General features: G+C 63.1%; 14 protein-coding genes and 1 pseudogene. 7 read left to right on the top strand and 8 right to left on the bottom strand.

The window, feature by feature from the left end:
- Positions 1 to 66: 66 nt before the first annotated feature.
- The 3 genes from NKI32_RS10775 to NKI32_RS10765 all read right to left on the bottom strand — a co-directional run bounded on the left by NKI32_RS10775 (position 67) and on the right by NKI32_RS10765 (position 1,768).
- The gene (locus tag NKI32_RS10775) at positions 67 to 726 is read right to left on the bottom strand and encodes an HAD family hydrolase (RefSeq protein ID WP_023831176.1); all 660 of its coding nucleotides are present in this window, start codon (positions 724 to 726) and stop codon (positions 67 to 69) included.
- Positions 727 to 1,212, bottom strand: coding sequence for a dUTP diphosphatase (gene dut / locus NKI32_RS10770; RefSeq protein ID WP_023698959.1), 486 nt, complete (start codon positions 1,210 to 1,212; stop codon positions 727 to 729). It lies immediately after the preceding gene.
- A gap of 85 nt (positions 1,213 to 1,297) precedes the next feature.
- Positions 1,298 to 1,768 carry an Lrp/AsnC family transcriptional regulator gene (locus NKI32_RS10765; RefSeq protein WP_023746649.1) on the bottom strand — a complete coding sequence of 157 codons (471 nt, stop codon included), beginning with the start codon at positions 1,766 to 1,768 and terminating at the stop codon, positions 1,298 to 1,300.
- A 114-nt stretch (positions 1,769 to 1,882) separates the two neighbouring features.
- On the opposite strand from NKI32_RS10765, the gene NKI32_RS10760 reads away from it, so the two are divergent.
- The 3 genes and pseudogenes from NKI32_RS10760 to NKI32_RS10750 all read left to right on the top strand — a co-directional run bounded on the left by NKI32_RS10760 (position 1,883) and on the right by NKI32_RS10750 (position 4,628).
- A complete protein-coding gene (locus tag NKI32_RS10760; protein WP_023685117.1) occupies positions 1,883 to 2,137 on the top strand; it encodes a DUF6356 family protein in 255 nt (84 codons plus the stop codon).
- 15 nt (positions 2,138 to 2,152) lie between these two features.
- A pseudogene (locus NKI32_RS10755) lies at positions 2,153 to 2,939 on the top strand (class II glutamine amidotransferase).
- A gap of 315 nt (positions 2,940 to 3,254) precedes the next feature.
- Entirely contained in the window at positions 3,255 to 4,628 is a 1,374-nt protein-coding gene (locus NKI32_RS10750) for an amidase (RefSeq protein WP_023746651.1), read from the top strand.
- Here the strand turns inward: NKI32_RS10750 and NKI32_RS10745 are convergent.
- A complete protein-coding gene (locus tag NKI32_RS10745) occupies positions 4,622 to 5,695 on the bottom strand; it encodes an NAD(P)/FAD-dependent oxidoreductase (protein WP_023746652.1) in 1,074 nt (357 codons plus the stop codon). The genes NKI32_RS10750 and NKI32_RS10745 overlap by 7 nt on opposite strands.
- 138 nt (positions 5,696 to 5,833) lie before the next feature.
- On the opposite strand from NKI32_RS10745, the gene NKI32_RS10740 reads away from it, so the two are divergent.
- Positions 5,834 to 7,426, top strand: a complete 1,593-nt coding sequence (locus NKI32_RS10740) for a peptide chain release factor 3 (RefSeq protein ID WP_023685113.1) — start codon at positions 5,834 to 5,836, stop codon at positions 7,424 to 7,426.
- Between the two features lie 177 nt (positions 7,427 to 7,603).
- On the opposite strand, the gene NKI32_RS10735 is transcribed toward NKI32_RS10740, so the two are convergent.
- Positions 7,604 to 8,074 (bottom strand): VOC family protein, encoded by a 471-nt coding sequence (locus NKI32_RS10735; RefSeq protein ID WP_023685112.1) that lies wholly within the window; start codon positions 8,072 to 8,074, stop codon positions 7,604 to 7,606.
- A gap of 270 nt (positions 8,075 to 8,344) precedes the next feature.
- Between NKI32_RS10735 and ilvD the strand changes: the two genes are divergently transcribed.
- A complete protein-coding gene (gene ilvD, locus NKI32_RS10730) occupies positions 8,345 to 10,189 on the top strand; it encodes a dihydroxy-acid dehydratase (protein WP_023702645.1) in 1,845 nt (614 codons plus the stop codon).
- A gap of 10 nt (positions 10,190 to 10,199) precedes the next feature.
- Here ilvD and NKI32_RS10725 read toward each other — a convergent pair whose 3' ends face one another.
- Positions 10,200 to 10,670 carry a hypothetical protein gene (locus tag NKI32_RS10725; protein ID WP_156033682.1) on the bottom strand — a complete coding sequence of 157 codons (471 nt, stop codon included), beginning with the start codon at positions 10,668 to 10,670 and terminating at the stop codon, positions 10,200 to 10,202.
- 54 nt (positions 10,671 to 10,724) lie between these two features.
- On the bottom strand, positions 10,725 to 12,482 hold the full coding sequence (locus NKI32_RS10720; RefSeq protein WP_353002593.1) for an ABC transporter ATP-binding protein: 1,758 nt from the start codon (positions 12,480 to 12,482) through the stop codon (positions 10,725 to 10,727).
- Positions 12,483 to 12,657: 175 nt separating this feature from the next.
- On the opposite strand from NKI32_RS10720, the gene NKI32_RS10715 reads away from it, so the two are divergent.
- Together NKI32_RS10715 and NKI32_RS10710 are read left to right on the top strand one after the other, a co-directional pair.
- Positions 12,658 to 13,938 carry an amidohydrolase family protein gene (locus NKI32_RS10715; RefSeq protein ID WP_352758386.1) on the top strand — a complete coding sequence of 427 codons (1,281 nt, stop codon included), beginning with the start codon at positions 12,658 to 12,660 and terminating at the stop codon, positions 13,936 to 13,938.
- Between the two features lie 72 nt (positions 13,939 to 14,010).
- Entirely contained in the window at positions 14,011 to 14,934 is a 924-nt protein-coding gene (locus NKI32_RS10710) for a DMT family transporter (protein ID WP_023692641.1), read from the top strand.
- A 1-nt stretch (position 14,935) separates the two neighbouring features.
- On the opposite strand, the gene NKI32_RS10705 is transcribed toward NKI32_RS10710, so the two are convergent.
- The gene (locus tag NKI32_RS10705) at positions 14,936 to 15,838 is read right to left on the bottom strand and encodes a phosphotransferase (protein ID WP_352651215.1); all 903 of its coding nucleotides are present in this window, start codon (positions 15,836 to 15,838) and stop codon (positions 14,936 to 14,938) included.
- Positions 15,839 to 15,899: the final 61 nt, after the last annotated feature.

Here is a 15,899-nt window from a genome sequence, read left to right as displayed (position 1 = left end):
GGATGGAGCGAAGCAGGTTCGTTGGCATGGGCGCCTCAGGCTGGCCGCGCGGAACCTAACACAGCTTCAGTGGATCGGCACCAGCCCGGCAAGTTCGCGCATGTCGTCGAACAGGACGCCGCCGGCGCTGGCCAGGCCATCGCGGTCGGAATAGGGATCGCCATGATAGGAATAGACACGCATGCCGGCGGCAATGCCGGCCTGCGTGCCGGCAACGCTGTCCTCGATGACGATGCAGTCGGCCGGCGCAAAACCCATGGTCTTTGCCGCATGCAGGAACAGGTCCGGGAACGGCTTGCCGCGGCTGACCATGGTCGAAGAGAACATGGCATGCTCGAACAGCGGCAGCAGCCCGGTCTGGCCGAGCGTGATGTGCATCTTCGAGATACGCGCAGAAGTGGCGACGCAATAGGGAATGCCGGCCGCGCGAACCGCCTCGATGAAGTCGCGCACATAGGGGATCGCCTCGACGCCATGCGCAAACAGATCGGGCAGGCCGGCATTCCAGCGATCGACGAAATCGGCGCCGAGCCGCACCGTGGTCGTCTCTTCGATTTCCTTCTGCACCGAAGCCATGCTGCGGCCGGAAAAATATTTGCGGCAATATTCGAATGTGGTGGGATAACCGGCGGCAACAAACCACTCGGCAAGCCGCCGGTTGGCAAGGTTCTCGGTGTCGACCAGGATTCCGTCGCAGTCGAAGATGACCAGTTTCGGTATGCTCATTCAGGCGGTGCCGGTCGATCCGAACCCGCCCGCGCCGCGCGTCGTGGCGCCGGCCAGCGAGCGCTCCTCAACCGTCACCTGCGTCACCGCGGCAAAGACGATCTGGGCAATGCGCATGCCGCGCGTCACCGCGAAATCCTCGTCGCCGAGGTTGACCAGCAGCACCTTAACCTCGCCGCGATAGTCGCTGTCGACCGTGCCTGGTGAATTGAGGACGGTCAGCCCATGCTTGAAGGCAAGGCCGGAGCGCGGCCGCACCTGGCCTTCCATTCCTTCGGGAATTTCCAGGATCAGACCGGTCGGCACCAAGGCGCGCTTGCCAGGCAGGATCAGCAGCGGCCGGTCTTCCGGCACCGCGGCGCGCAGATCCATGCCGGCGGCGCCGGTGCTTTCATAGGCGGGAAGAGGAAGTCCATCTCCATGCGGCAACCTGACGAAGCCGACAGTGGGACCAATGACGGAGGAATTTTGGAAGGCTGCGCGCATAAAATCGATCCTATCGGCGCGAACGGCGATTCGGTCAACTCGTCCGCAGGCCTATCAACGGCTTTCTTTCAGGCGTCAGTGTGACCTAGCGCAATTCCACCGGAACGACGGTCGTCTCCTTGATCTCCTCCATGACGAAGGAGGCCGAAACGTCCGACAGCGCCACCTTGGCGATCAGCCGCTGATAGAGCCGGTCATAGGCCTTCATGTCAGCAACGCGGGCGCGCAGCACGTAGTCGAGATCGCCGGACATGCGATAGACCCCGGTGATCTCGGGAAAACCGGTCACCGCCGCACGGAACTTCTGCAGCCAGTTCGGGTCATGATTGGAGGTGCGGATCAGGATGAACACCGAAAGTCCGAGCCCGAGCTTGTCGGCATCGACCAGCGCCACCCGTCCGGTGATGACGCCGTCCTCTTCCAGCCGCTTGACCCGGCGCCAGCAGGCGTTGCGCGACAGCGACACTTTTTCGGAGAGCTGATCGACCGACAGTGTGCCGTCGCGTTGCAGCTCGGCCAGCAATCTTCGGTCGATTTCATCGAATTCAAGCGCCATGTTGGGATGAATGTCCCGAACGACGGCGTTAGACAAGGACAAATTGAGACCGATGAACCTTTACCCCGTGGCAGGATACCCACATCGGGGCTTATCCCGGCAGGAGGGATCACCATGACGACGCTGTTTTCGAAGCTGTTCACCTCTCACCCGGCCAAGGTGGGCGAGACCTATTTCAGCCATATGGCCTTTGCCGCCTGGTTCTGCTCGCGCCTCCTGATGGCCGCTGGTGCGGCACTCGTTCACGCTTTCTTGCCGTTTCTCTTCGAAACTACGGCAAGCCGAATCGTTCGCGAACTCTATGAACGGACGCACAACAGAGGCTCGCACGCGGTCAAGGAGCCCCAGGCTCTCTTGGATCGCGCCTAGGATTGGTTAGAAGCGATGTGCCGATGGGCGGCCTATCTGGGTGACGCGGTCTTCCTCGAGGACGTCGTCACCGCGCCTTGCCACTCGCTCATCGCCCAGAGCCATTGCGCCCAGGAAGCCAAGTCGCCGACCAATGGCGACGGTTTCGGCCTTGCCTGGTATGGCGACCGGCCCGAGCCCGGCCTCTACCGCGACATCCTGCCGGCCTGGTCGGATCCCAAGCCTGTGCCGGCAGATCAAATCCGGCCTGTTCCTCGCCCATGTCAGAGCGTCGACCGGCGGCGCCACCAGCCGCATGAACTGCCATCCCTTCATCTCCGGCAGCTGGTCGTTCATGCACAACGGCCAGATCGGCGGCTTCGAAAAGATCCGCCGCGCGCTGGAGAACTCGCTCTGCGACGCCGTCTTCGACCAGCGCGAGGGCACCACCGATTCCGAATTGTTTTTCCTGCTGATGATCGACGAGGGTCTTGCTGGCGACCCGCAAGGGGCAGTATCGCGCGCCACCGCCCGCGTCATCGAGGCATCGCGCCGCGCCGGTCCGGAGCCAGCCTTGAAACTGACTGCGGCCTTTTCGGATGGAAAGGCGCTGTATGCCGTGCGCTATGCCAGCGACGATCACGCGCCGACGCTGTACACGTCGGTGCGCAATGCCGGCCGTTGCATCGTGTCGGAGCCTTTCGATCGCGAGGGCGGGGAATGGCAGGCCATCCCGCCCGCGAGTTTTGTGACCATTACGGGTGATGGGATGAGCATTCGGCCGTTCGTGCCGGTTGTGGCAAGGCTGGCACTGGTCGTCTAGGCCCTAGTCTAGGCCGCATTCCTTCGCGCCCCCCCTCTGTCCTGCCGGACATCTCCCCCACGAGGGGGGAGATTGGAGGTCACGGCGGCCTTCGCCAATTTTCAACGCAGGAAAAGGTGCGCCGAAAGCCAAAGCTGCCAATCTCCCCCCAAAGTGGGCCCAAAGTGGGGGAGATGTCCGGCAGGACAGAGGGGGGCGCCGTAGAGCGCCAACCTCAACCCGACCGGCAAGCGCAATTTTGATCAAGCGCCGATGATCTCCGAATGCTGAACTTGGTTTTAAACCGCGATACGTTTGGCAGCAGCCGGAGCAATCATGGACCTCGCCTTTTCCTCGACCATCGATCTCGCCGCCGCAATCGCGGCGCGAAAGATCTCCGCCGTCGAAGCTCTGGACGCCCATCTGGTCCAAATCGACCGACACAACGGGGCAATCAACGCGGTCGTCAATCTCGATGGGGAAGGCGCCCGCGAGCGCGCGAAACAAGCCGACGCGGTGCAGGCGCGCGGCGATGCGCTCGGACCGCTGCATGGCGTGCCTTTCACGTTGAAGGACATGCACCAAACCGCTGATATGAAGACCACGGTTGGTTTCGCACCATTCGCCGACTATGTGGCAAAGGCAGACAGTCCGGTCGTCGCCCGATTGAAAGCCGCAGGCGGCATCCTGATTGGAAAGACCAATGTCGCGACCATGCTGGGCGACTGGCAGTCAGACAATCCGCTGTTCGGTCGCACCAGCAATCCTTGGAACCTATCGCGCACTTCAGGCGGCTCCAGCGGTGGCGCCGCGGCAGCAGTGGCGACCGGGATGACGCCGTTCGATGTCGGAACCGACATGCAGGATTCGATCCGCCTGCCGTCGGCTTTTTGCGGCGTCTACGGGTTGAAACCGACCGAGCACCGCGTGTCGCTGGCCGGCGCCTTCCCCGATCCGAACGGCGCGGCGCGCAGCGTGCGGCTGATGTCCTGCCTCGGCCCGCTGGCGCGCAGCGTGGAGGATCTTGCGCTGATCTACAAAATCATCGCCGGCCCGGACGGAGCAGACACCGACCTCGCGCCGGTGCCCGTAGAGGCCATGCCCAGGCTCGACCTCAAGACATTGCGCATCGCCGTCGCGCCGTCCTTCCCCGGCTTTCCGGTGGCTGGTAAAATCGCTGCCGCGGTCGAAAGCCTGGCCAAGCGGTTGCAATCAGCAGGGGTGATTGTGGAAGAAGCGAACTTGCCTGAGATCGATCTGCATGACGATCTGGAGCAGGGCGGCGATCTGATCGGCATGATGCTGGAGGCAGCGCAGCCCGAACCGCCGGAGCAGCCAACGCCGATCACCAATTGGTTCGAGGCGCTCGCTCGCCGCGACCGCTCGATCCTGGCCTGGGACAGGTTCTTCGAAACCTGCGATGCCTTGCTGTGCCCGGTCGCCATGACCACGGCCTTCGCGCATTGTGAGCCCGGCACGCCGATCGAAGTCGACGGCAAGGAGCAAAGCTATTGGATGCTACCGGCCTATGGCGCGGTCTTCAATTATTCCGGCCATCCGGCACTCTCGCTGCCCTGCGGGCAAGACCGCGACGGCCTGCCTATCGGCCTGCAACTGGTCGGCAAGCGCTGGTCGGAATCGCGGCTGCTCGGCATCGCCAAGGCGATCGAAGCGCTGACCGGCGGCTTCAAGCGTCCGCCGGGCTACTGAGCAAACCGACCCAACCCATAAGGCGTCAGCAGCGGATCACGCTCGCCGTCGAGAATTTCGCGCGTGGCGAACAGCCCGACCGCGGGCGCCAGCGTTATGCCGGAATGCATGACGGCGACATAGAGACCTTCCGTGCCCTCGGCGCGGCCGATGATCGGAAAGCCGTCGATCGGCGTCGGCCGGTAGCCAACCGTGTGGAAATCGAATTCCAGTTCGTCGGCGCCGCGCAAAGCCGCCTTCATTGCTGCAAACAGCTCGCGCGCCGTGGCGTCGGGATTCTCACCGGGATCGCTCCCCGCGAAATCCGAGCCGGCGATGATGCGGCCCTCCGCCGTCTGGCGCATATGCAGCTTTTCGGCATGCACCAGCCCGTTGAGGAGCTTCTTGTAGGGCTGCGAGTGGACGATCAGACCGGGCGGCGTCTCGATTGGCAGCTTGATGCCGGCGGTAGCGGCAATATCGGGCGCCCCGACACCGGCTGCGATCACCACCTCTTCGGCTGGCATCAGCCCATGCGATGTATCGACACCGGCAATCCTGCCATCGGTCTGGACAAGTGCGGTTACAGAACTGGAGAGAACGCGCGCACCTTGCCGTTCTGCGTGGGCCAGCAGCGCCTTGGCCGCTGCGACCGGTTCGGCCACGCCTTCCTCCGCGACATAGACAGCGAATTCCGGCGGCTCGACGAGATTGGGCTCGATTTGCGCTGCCCGCCCGGCGTCGACGCGTTCGATGCCGTAACCCCAGCAAGCGTGCTCAGCCGCGTAGGCTTCGAGCCTGTCGGCCTGCAGATCCCAGCACAGCCCGCCGCACCAGGCGAGCGGCAGGCCGGGCAGCTCGTTTGCCAGCCGCTTCCATTCGGCCATCGCACGGATGCGCAGCCGGAAATAGATTTCGGGATTGCCCCAGCTGGCGTTGATCCAGGCAAAGGAGTTTGGCGTGGCGACGCCGCCGGCACCACTATCGGAAATCACAGTCACCCGCGCCCCGGCCTTGGTCAGGTGCCAGGCGATGGACGCCCCGATAATGCCGGCGCCAATGACGATGACTTCTTTAGCGCTGCTCATACCGGACCTCTCAGAATGGGCTCCTCTGATGCCACCGTAACGATTCAAGCTCAAGTGTGGTCGGCCTGCCGGCCCGAAACTGTCGACAGGCCAGCAATGCGCTGCTAGAAGCCCGCGCCACAGACAGGATTCCAGAAATTGGCTGAAGACATCGAACAGGCGGTATCGCGCCGCCGCACTTTCGCGATCATCGCCCACCCCGACGCCGGAAAGACGACGCTCACCGAAAAGCTGCTGCTGTTCGGCGGCGCCATCCAGCTTGCCGGCGAGGTCAAGGCCAAGAAGGATCGCATCCAGACCCGGTCCGACTGGATGAAGATCGAGCGCGAGCGCGGCATTTCGGTCGTCACCTCGGTGATGACCTTCGAATATGAGGACAATGTCTTCAACCTGCTCGATACGCCCGGCCACGAGGATTTTGCCGACGACACCTACCGCACCCTGTCGGCGGTCGATAGCGCCGTCATGGTCATCGACGCCGCCAAGGGTATCGAGCCGCGCACGCTGAAACTGTTCGAAGTCTGCCGGCTGCGCGACATCCCGATCATCACCTTCATCAACAAGATGGACCGCGAAAGCCGCGACCCGTTCGAAATTCTCGACGAGATCGAGCAGAAGTTGGCGCTGGACACTGCCCCCATCACCTGGCCGATCGGCCGCGGCAAGACTTTTGCCGGCACCTACCACCTGGCGCTCAACGCTGTGCGCAGGGGCGATGCCGAGAAAGACCGCACGCCGGTCAACGGCCCCGACTCCAACCGCGTCGCCGGCCTGCTGCCGGAAAACGAGCGCGAGGCCTTCATCGAGGAGCTGGAGCTCGCGCGCGAAGCTTGCCGCCCGCTCGACATCGACGCCTTCCGCGAAGGCCATCTGACACCGGTCTATTTCGGCTCGGCGCTGCGCAATTACGGCGTGCGCGACCTGATCGAGGCGCTCGGCGCCTTCGGCCCGCCGCCGCGTGCGCAGGACGCAGACACCCGCAAGGTCGAGGCGACGGAGGAGAAGATGACGTCCTTCGTGTTCAAGATCCAGGCCAATATGGACCCCAACCATCGCGACCGCATCGCCTTCGTGCGCGTCTGTTCGGGCAAGCTCGAGCGCGGCATGAAGGCCAAGCTGGTGCGCACCGGCAAGCCGATGAGCCTGTCGGCGCCGCAGTTCTTCTTTGCCCGCACCCGCGTCACCGCCGACGAAGCGTTTGCCGGCGATGTCGTCGGCATTCCCAACCACGGCACGCTGCGTATCGGCGATACGCTGACCGAAGGCGAGGAGATACTGTTCCGCGGCGTACCCAACTTCGCGCCGGAAATCCTGCGCCGTGTGCGCCTCGGCGACGCGATGAAGGCGAAAAAACTCAAGGAAGCGCTGCACCAGATGGCCGAGGAAGGCGTCGTGCAGCTGTTTTCGCCGGAAGACGGCTCGCCGGCCATCGTCGGCGTTGTCGGCGCGCTGCAGCTCGACGTCTTGAAGGAAAGGCTGAATTTCGAATACACGCTGCCGGTCGAATTCGAAATGTCGCGCTTCTCGGTCTGCCGCTGGATCTCTGCCGACGACAAGGCCGAAACGCTTCGCTTCATTGAGGCGCATCGCGGCGACATCGCCCGCGATCTCGACAACGACCCGGTGTTTCTGGCCCAGAACGCCTTCTCGCTGAACTACGAAGCCGAACGCTGGAGGGCGATCCGCTTCGCCACCATCAAGGACTACCAGGTCCGCGACAAGGCGGCGTAAGGCGCCCCTTTTCCTTCTGCCCGCTTACGCGGAGAAGGTGCCCGAGGGCGGATGAGGGGCAGCGCCGACCTTGAAGGGTCAATTGGCTCCAAGGCGCGCCGGCCGTTCGCGTGGCTCAGGGCGTTCGAAGCTCGAAAAGCAAAGCAATTGGCTTTTCGTCCGCTACGCGGCCGCTTCTCACCCCTTCGCAGCTTCCTCGATCTTGGCAATATCGATCTTGCTCATCTGCATCATCGCCGACATCACCCGCCCGGCCTTGGCCCGGTCCGGATCCAGAAGCAGGCGCGGCAGTTGCTCCGGCACGACTTGCCAGGAGACGCCGAACTTGTCCTTCAGCCAGCTGCATTGCGACGGTTCGCCGCCGCCTTCGATGAGCTTGTCCCAGAAATAGTCGACCTCTTCCTGCGTCTTGCAGTCGATCGACTGTGACATCGCCTCGTTGAACTTGAATTGCGGTCCGCCGTTCAGCGCCTGGAACTGCACGCCGTCGAGTTCGAACGTGGTTACCAGCGCCTTGCCGGCATCGGTATGGCCTTCGGGCCAACGCAGCACGCTCAGTACCTTCGAGTTCTTGAAGATGGAAACGTAGAAATTCATCGCCTCTTCGGCCTGGCCATCGAACCACAGGCAGGTGGTGATCTTTTGCATGTCATGCTCCTCGGGTGTTTGGTTGCGGTTACAGGTGAAGCGGCTGACTTATAGAAATGGTGCCATTCCCTTGCCGTCGTCCCAAGGACGGATGCCGGGCTAGCGATCCGACACTGGCCGGCAATCTTTTTCGAAACCCTGATTTCAGCGAGACTCTGGCGCATTGCAAAAATGTGGCCAGACCATACTTGCCGGTCTATAAACCCCGCGGTCCAAATTAAGCGCCGCCACGCTCCGCGTTGAGCGCAGCCAACCAGCCAAGGAACATTCATGCCTGCCTATCGCTCCCGCACTACCACCCACGGCCGCAACATGGCCGGCGCCCGCGGCCTGTGGCGCGCCACCGGCATGAAGGATTCGGATTTCGGCAAGCCGATCATCGCGGTGGTCAATTCCTTCACCCAGTTCGTGCCGGGTCATGTCCATCTGAAAGACCTTGGCCAGCTGGTGGCGCGCGAGATCGAGAAGGCCGGCGGCGTCGCCAAGGAATTCAACACCATCGCCGTCGATGACGGCATCGCCATGGGCCATGACGGCATGCTCTATTCGCTGCCGTCGCGCGAGCTGATCGCGGACTCGGTCGAATATATGGTCAACGCGCATTGCGCCGATGCCATGGTCTGCATCTCCAATTGCGACAAGATCACGCCCGGCATGCTGATGGCCTCCTTGCGCCTCAATATCCCAAGCGTCTTCGTCTCCGGGGGGCCGATGGAAGCCGGCAAGGTGGTGCTCGCCGGCAAGACGCAGGCACTCGACCTGGTCGACGCCATGGTTGCCGCCGCCGACGACAAGATCTCCGACGAGGACGTCAAGGTCATCGAACGCTCGGCCTGCCCGACCTGCGGCTCGTGCTCCGGCATGTTCACCGCCAATTCGATGAATTGCCTGACCGAGGCGCTCGGCCTGTCGCTACCCGGCAACGGCTCGACCCTGGCAACCCACGCCGACCGCAAGCGGCTGTTCGTCGAGGCCGGCCATCTCATCGTCGATCTCGCCCAGCGCTACTACGAGCAGGATGATGAGTCGGCACTGCCGCGCAGCATCGCCTCCAAAGGCGCCTTCGAGAACGCCATGACGCTCGATATCGCCATGGGCGGCTCGACCAACACCGTGCTGCATATCCTGGCCGCCGCCCATGAGGGCGAGGTCGATTTCACCATGGAAGACATCGACCGGCTGTCACGCCGCGTTCCGGTGCTGTGCAAGGTCGCACCGGCCAAGTCCGACGTGCATATGGAAGATGTCCATCGTGCCGGCGGCATCATGGCGATCCTCGGCCAGCTCGACAATGCCGGGCTGCTCAACCGCAACCTGCCGACGGTGCATACGGCAAGCCTCGGCGAAGCGCTCGACCATTGGGACATTTCCCGCACCTCAAGCCAGAGCGTCCGCGACTTCTTTCTCGCCGCTCCGGGTGGCGTGCCGACACAGGTCGCCTTCAGCCAGGACCGCCGCTGGGACGAGCTCGACCTCGACCGCGAGAAGGGCGTCATCCGCTCAGCCGAGACGCCGTTCTCGAGAGACGGCGGCCTTGCCGTGCTGAAAGGCAATCTGGCGCTCGACGGCTGCATCGTGAAGACGGCCGGCGTCGACGAGTCGATCCTGAAGTTCACCGGCCCGGCCCGCGTGTTCGAAAGCCAGGACGCTTCCGTCAAAGCGATCCTGTCCAACGAGATCAAGGCCGGCGATGTCGTCGTCATCCGCTATGAAGGGCCGCGTGGCGGCCCCGGCATGCAGGAAATGCTCTACCCCACGAGCTATCTGAAGTCGAAAGGCCTCGGCAAAGCCTGCGCGCTGGTCACCGACGGCCGCTTCTCCGGCGGCACATCAGGCCTGTCGATCGGCCATGCCTCGCCCGAAGCAGCGGAAGGCGGCACGATCGGACTGGTGCAGGAAGGCGATACGATCGAGATCGACATCCCCAACCGCACGATCCGGCTTGCTGTCAGCGACGCTGAACTCGACGCGCGCCGCGCGGCCATGGAGGCAAAGGGCGCCATGGCCTGGAAGCCCGAGGAAAAGCGCAAGCGCAAGGTGACGACCGCGCTGCGCGCTTACGCCGCCTTCGCCACCAGCGCCGACAAGGGCGCGGTGCGGCACGTGCCGGAGTGATCCAGCCCGGCTAGTGGTACTGGCCGTACCAAGGCGATTTCGGATCGGGAAGATAGGGCCAATCTGTGCGGGTTGGCAGCGATCGCTTTGCGTCTTCCGCCTGTGATGGTGTCAAGAAGATGCCGAACAGGTCGTTTCCACCGTTGAGCGCGTAGTATCGCACGCCCGAATGGGTGAGTTGGTCATTGATGATTTTGAAGAAGACATAAGTGGCCGTGCCCCAGCTTTTGTCTTCGCTGCCCACACTATCCGGGGCGTATATCACGAACTCCTGGCCAGCCGAGCGCACGGCATATCGTGAAGCGTACATGTCTACGCTTTCCTCGATTGCGATTGGGTCTTTCACATATTGCCGAAGCTCGGGCAAAACTTCTTGGTAGGTCTTTGCGATTCCTTGTTCGGCGAGGTTCTCCGCGTCGAGGTGATGCGCCTTGTCGTAGTCGAGAGCCATGGCAGGAGATTGCGCGGCAAAGGTGCCCAACAAGACGGATCGTAGAAAGGACATGAACCGAGCAGCGCGCATACTCGCACTCCGTTATGGCATCAACTGATATTCATAAAGCTTCTGATACAGCCCGCCTTGGTTGAGCAGCGTGCGATGCGCGCCGCTTTCCACCACCTTGCCGGCCTCCAGCACCACGATCGTGTCGGCCTGGTGCACGGTCGACAGGCGGTGGGCAATGACGATGGTGGTGCGCCCGACCGTCAGCTGCTGCAGCGCGTCGCGGAAAAGCGCCTCGGATTCGGCGTCGAGCGCGCTGGTCGCCTCGTCTAGCAGCAGGATTTCGGCATTGCGCAGCATGGCGCGCGCGATCGAGATGCGCTGGCGCTGGCCGCCTGACAGCAGCGCGCCATTCTCGCCGACATCCGTGTCGTACCCTTTCGCCTGGGCGCTGATGAAGTCATGTGCATTGGCGGCCCTTGCGGCGGCCATTACTTCCTCGTCCGTGGCGCCCTCGCGCCCGAGCCTGATGTTGTGCATGATCGTGCCGGCAAACAGGAACGTGTCCTGGCTGACATAGGCGATCTTTTCCCTGACCGAGGTGAGCGTGGCACAAGAAATGTCCTGCCCGTCGAACATCACCCTGCCGACCTGCGGGTCGTACATGCGCATGATCAGGTTGAGGATGGTCGACTTGCCGCTGCCCGAGGGTCCGACCAGCGCCGTCATTTTGCCGGCGGCAAGCGTCAGGTCCAGTCCCTCGAACACCGGCGAGCTTTCGGGGTAGGCGAAGCTGACATTGTCGAAATGGATCTCGCCCGGCCCGGCCCGCAGCGGCTTTGCATCCGGCTTTTCGGCCAGCGTCAGCGGCCGGTCGGCGAGCTGGAACATCATGCGCACGCCGACAATGCCGGTTTCAAGCGAGATGCGTACGCGGGCCAGGCGCTTGGCCGGCTCATAGGCCAACAGCAGCGCCGCGATGAAGGCCATGATGTTGCCCGGCATCTGACCGCCGCCGCCCAGAACCAGGAAGCCGCTGACAAAAACGGCGCCAGCGATGGCCAGCCCCGCAAGCGTTTCCATAACCGGGCTGGTGGCGGCCTCCAGCGTGGCGATGTTGTTGGCGCGGCTCTCCACGTCCGACACGGCCTTGTACATGCGCTTCCGCATGGCGCCTTCGAGGCCGAAGGATTTGACGACGCGCACGCCGATCGCAGTTTCCTGCATCACCTGCACGATCTGGCCGAGCGAACGGAATTCTTGCGAGGCAATTTTTCGGACGCGCTTCAGGATACGATTGACGCCGTAAATGGCGATCGGCCCGATCACCAGACAGATCAGGGACAGCGCCGGCTGCTGCCAGACCATCACCCCCACCAGCGCAGCCAGCGTCACCAGGTCGCGAACATAGGACGTGACGATTTGGTCGAGCACGCTGCGCGCGGCCTGGGCATTGTTCGTCATGCGCGAAATCAGTTCGGACGAAGAGGTCGAATGATAGAATTCGATGCCTTGCGCGAGAATGCTGTCATAGATCTTGCGCTGCCGGTCGGCGATGATGGCATTGCCGACCCTGCTCATGAAGTAGGCCTGGATGAAGTTTGCGAAGCCCTTGAGAATGAAAATCGCTCCGGTCGCCGCCGCGATCAGATTGACCTGCTCAATCCTCTTATAAACCACGAATTCATTGGTGATTTCGCGCAGCATATAGGCGCTGGCTGCTGTCGTTGCCGCCACAACCAGCATCGACAGAATGGCCGCAGCGTAGCCAAATCTATGCGCGTGAAAGGATTCCCGCAAAAGCCTTGCGATAAGGCGCTGGTTTTCCGTCGAACGGAAGAAGCGAAACAAATGGCCGATCCCATGCCTGACTGACGAATTTCGGATTCGCCACCGGGGCGAAAGGCGGCTTATAGAGCGAGTTGTGGCCGGATGGAACCTTTCGCTGTCGCGGAGACAATCGGCTGCGGCACGGTGTCTTTTGCGCCACGATTGCGGCGACTGATCTGCAGGGAGATGACGACAGATGGATTTCGACCTTGTTGTACGTGGCGGAACGCTGCCCGACGGCACCGTCGCCGACCTCGGCATCATCGGCGAGACGATCGTCGCCATCGAGCCCGAACTGCATGTCAGCGCCGGCACGTCGATCGACGCCCGTGGCAATCTGATCTCGCCGCCCTTCGTCGATCCGCATTTCCATATGGATGCGACGCTGTCCTACGGCATTCCACGCATCAACGCTTCGGGTACGCTGCTGGAAGGCATTTCGCTGTGGGGCGAGCTGAAGCCGCTCCTGACGCATGACGCGGTTCGCGAGCGGGCGCTCGCCTATTGCGACTGGGCGGTCTCGATGGGCCTGCTCGCCATCCGTACCCATGTCGATGTCTGCGATGACAGGTTGCTCGCGGTCGAGGCGCTGCTCGACGTCAAGAAGATTGTCGCGCCCTATATCGACCTGCAATTGGTCGCCTTCCCGCAGGACGGGTTTTATCGCTCGCCGACGGCGCGCCACAACACCATCCGCGCGCTCGACATGGGCGTCGACATCGTCGGCGGCATCCCGCATTTCGAACGCACCATGGCCGACGGCACGCGCTCGGTGACCGAATTGTGCGAAATCGCGGCTAAGCGCGGGCTGATGGTCGACCTGCATTGCGACGAGACCGACGATCCGCTGTCGCGCCACATCGAGCAGCTTGCCTATGAGACCCACCGCCTTGGCCTTCAGGGCAAGGTGGCCGGCTCGCACCTGACTTCCATGCACTCGATGGACAATTATTACGTCTCCAAGCTCTTGCCGCTGATTGCCGAGGCCGGTGTGTCGGCGATCCCCAATCCGTTGATCAACATCATGCTGCAGGGCCGCCACGACACGTTTCCCAAACGCCGCGGGATGACCCGGGTGAAGGAGATGCTGGCGCTCGGCATCCGCGTCGGTTGGGGCCAGGATTGCGTTCTCGACCCCTGGTATTCGCTGGGCACCGCCGACATGCTCGACGTCGCCTTCATGGGGCTTCACGTCGCTCAGATGTCGAGCCCTGCCGACATGGCACGCTGCTTCGACATGGTCACCAATGTCAACGCCGCCATCATGGGCCTCGATCATCTCGGCCTTGCCTCGGGCAAGCGCGCCAGCTTCGTCATCCTCGATGCCGGCAACCCGATCGAAGCCTTGAGGTTACGTGCCGAACGGCTGTGCGTTGTCGCCAGGGGCAAGGTGGTGGCCGAGCGCACGAAGCAAGAGACACGGCTGTCGATCGCCGGCCGTCCCGGACAGGTGAACCGGCGGCACAAAACTGCGTAGAAACAGCCGATTTCCGCCGCTGGTCTTACCGATTTGCCTCGTCAAAGCGACCGCTTGCAGCTAGGGAGCCGCATGGCCCAGTCGCTCGTCCGCACCTTCACTATCAGGAACGCGCTTCTGGCCGGCATCCTCTTGATGCTGGCCGGCGACTTCATGTTCGCGCTGAACGACGCGATGGGCAAATGGCTGGTCGCCAGCTTCTCTGTCGGCCAGGTGGTGCTGATCCGATCCATCGGCGCCTTCATCGTGCTCGGCCCGATGATCGCCAACCAGGGCGCCCGCAGACTGTTCCGGATGGAGCGGCCGGTCCTCCAGATTCTGCGCGTGCTGGCGACCACGGCGGACACGGCGCTGTTCTATGCCGCCGTCGTCTATCTTCCGCTTGCCGACGTGATGAGCTTCTACATGGCCGGGCCGATCTATGTGGCGGCGCTGTCGCATTTCCTGCTCGGCGAAAAGGTCGGCTGGCGCCGCTGGGCCGCCATCATGGTCGGCTTCTGCGGCGTGCTGATCATCTTGAAGCCGTCTTCGGCGGCGTTCTCGCAGTCCTCGCTGTTCGCACTGGTCGGCAGCATTGCCTTCGCCTTCGCCATCATCCTCAGCCGCCGCCTGCGCGGCACCAGCGACACAACGCTGGTCACCTGGCAGACTATCGGCACGCTGCTCGTCGGCGGCGTGATGACCATAGGCGCCTGGCAGACGCCCTCGGCACTCGATTTCGGCGCCATGCTCCTGCTCGGCATCGTCTCCTGCAGCGCGCATCTGATGATTACCAGGGCGCTGAAACTGGCCCCTGCCTCGACGCTGGCGCCGCTGCACTACAGCCTGCTTCTATGGGCGGTGATCTTCGGCCTGGCCTTCTTCGGCGACCTGCCGGGACCGCGCATCCTGATCGGCTCGGCCATCGTCGTGCTCGCCGGCCTGTTCATCTTCCACCGCCAGAAGGTGGTCGAAACAGTCGTGCCGCCGGAGAACGTGCCGAAAGGCGTGAATTGACCTAACCTTGGCGCACCGCCGCCAGATGCCGTAAAAACTCAGGCGTTTCCATCAGCGCCTTGCAACGGGCGAAGCGGCCGTCGGCATAGGCGCGGAAGTCCTCGACCGGGTTGTTGTTGGCAAGCTGGATAAGGCCCCAGAGCGTCCACAACAGGTCGCACATCGCCTTGTAGGTGACGACGCGGCCGCGCTCGGCCGGTTTTGCCTCGCCGCCGAAATAGGCGCGCATCATCTCTTCCTCCTGCGCGGTGTCGAACCGGCCTTCGACCGAGAGGTCGCCGAGGTCCCAGAGCGGGTCGTTCATCCCCGAATATTCCCAGTCGACGATCCACATCCGCTCGCCCGTATCGAGAAGATTCTCGCACAGTGGATCGCAATGGCAGGCGGCAATCGGCAGTCTATGCGCGGCAAGGGACGCACGCACGGTGTCGGATTCGCGCACCACGTCGTGGTAGCCCGGCGGCAAGGCGACTTCCTTGGTCGATAAGACCTTGAGATAGTCGTCGATCATCGCAAACAGCTCGAAGCGGAACGGAAATACCGCACCGGACGTGTGCAGCTTGCGGAAGGCTTCGCCGGCGCGGGCCGGGCTGCCGGCGCGCAGCTTGAACTTTTCCGGCGACATCGTCACGGCGCCGGCAACGAAGCGGCTCGCCAGCACGCCTGTCGCGGGGTCGACATGCAGCACTTCGGGGCTGACGCCCGCTTTGGCCGCCTCACGCGCCGCCACCGCTTCATTGGCGCGGTTGATATACTCCTCGGTGCCTTTGCCGGGGATACGCAGGCAGATATCGCCGGCCCGAAAGACGAGATTGGTCATCCCGCCCAGCCGCTCAAGCGGTCCGTCATAGCCCGCCAATGCCGGAATTGCCGCAAGTGTTGCGCGTGCCTCGTCCGTCCCCATGCCTGTTGCCCTTGGCCGTGTATTTCTTGCGACAACGGTTCCACAGTTTTCGCCGTTTGGC

The sequence above is a fragment of the Mesorhizobium sp. M0761 genome (genome assembly GCF_040320205.1).
In the GTDB taxonomy this organism is placed as follows: domain Bacteria; phylum Pseudomonadota; class Alphaproteobacteria; order Rhizobiales; family Rhizobiaceae; genus Mesorhizobium.
The sequence above is the reverse complement of the archived record's forward strand: the minus strand, read 5'-3'. Positions and strand labels throughout refer to the sequence as shown.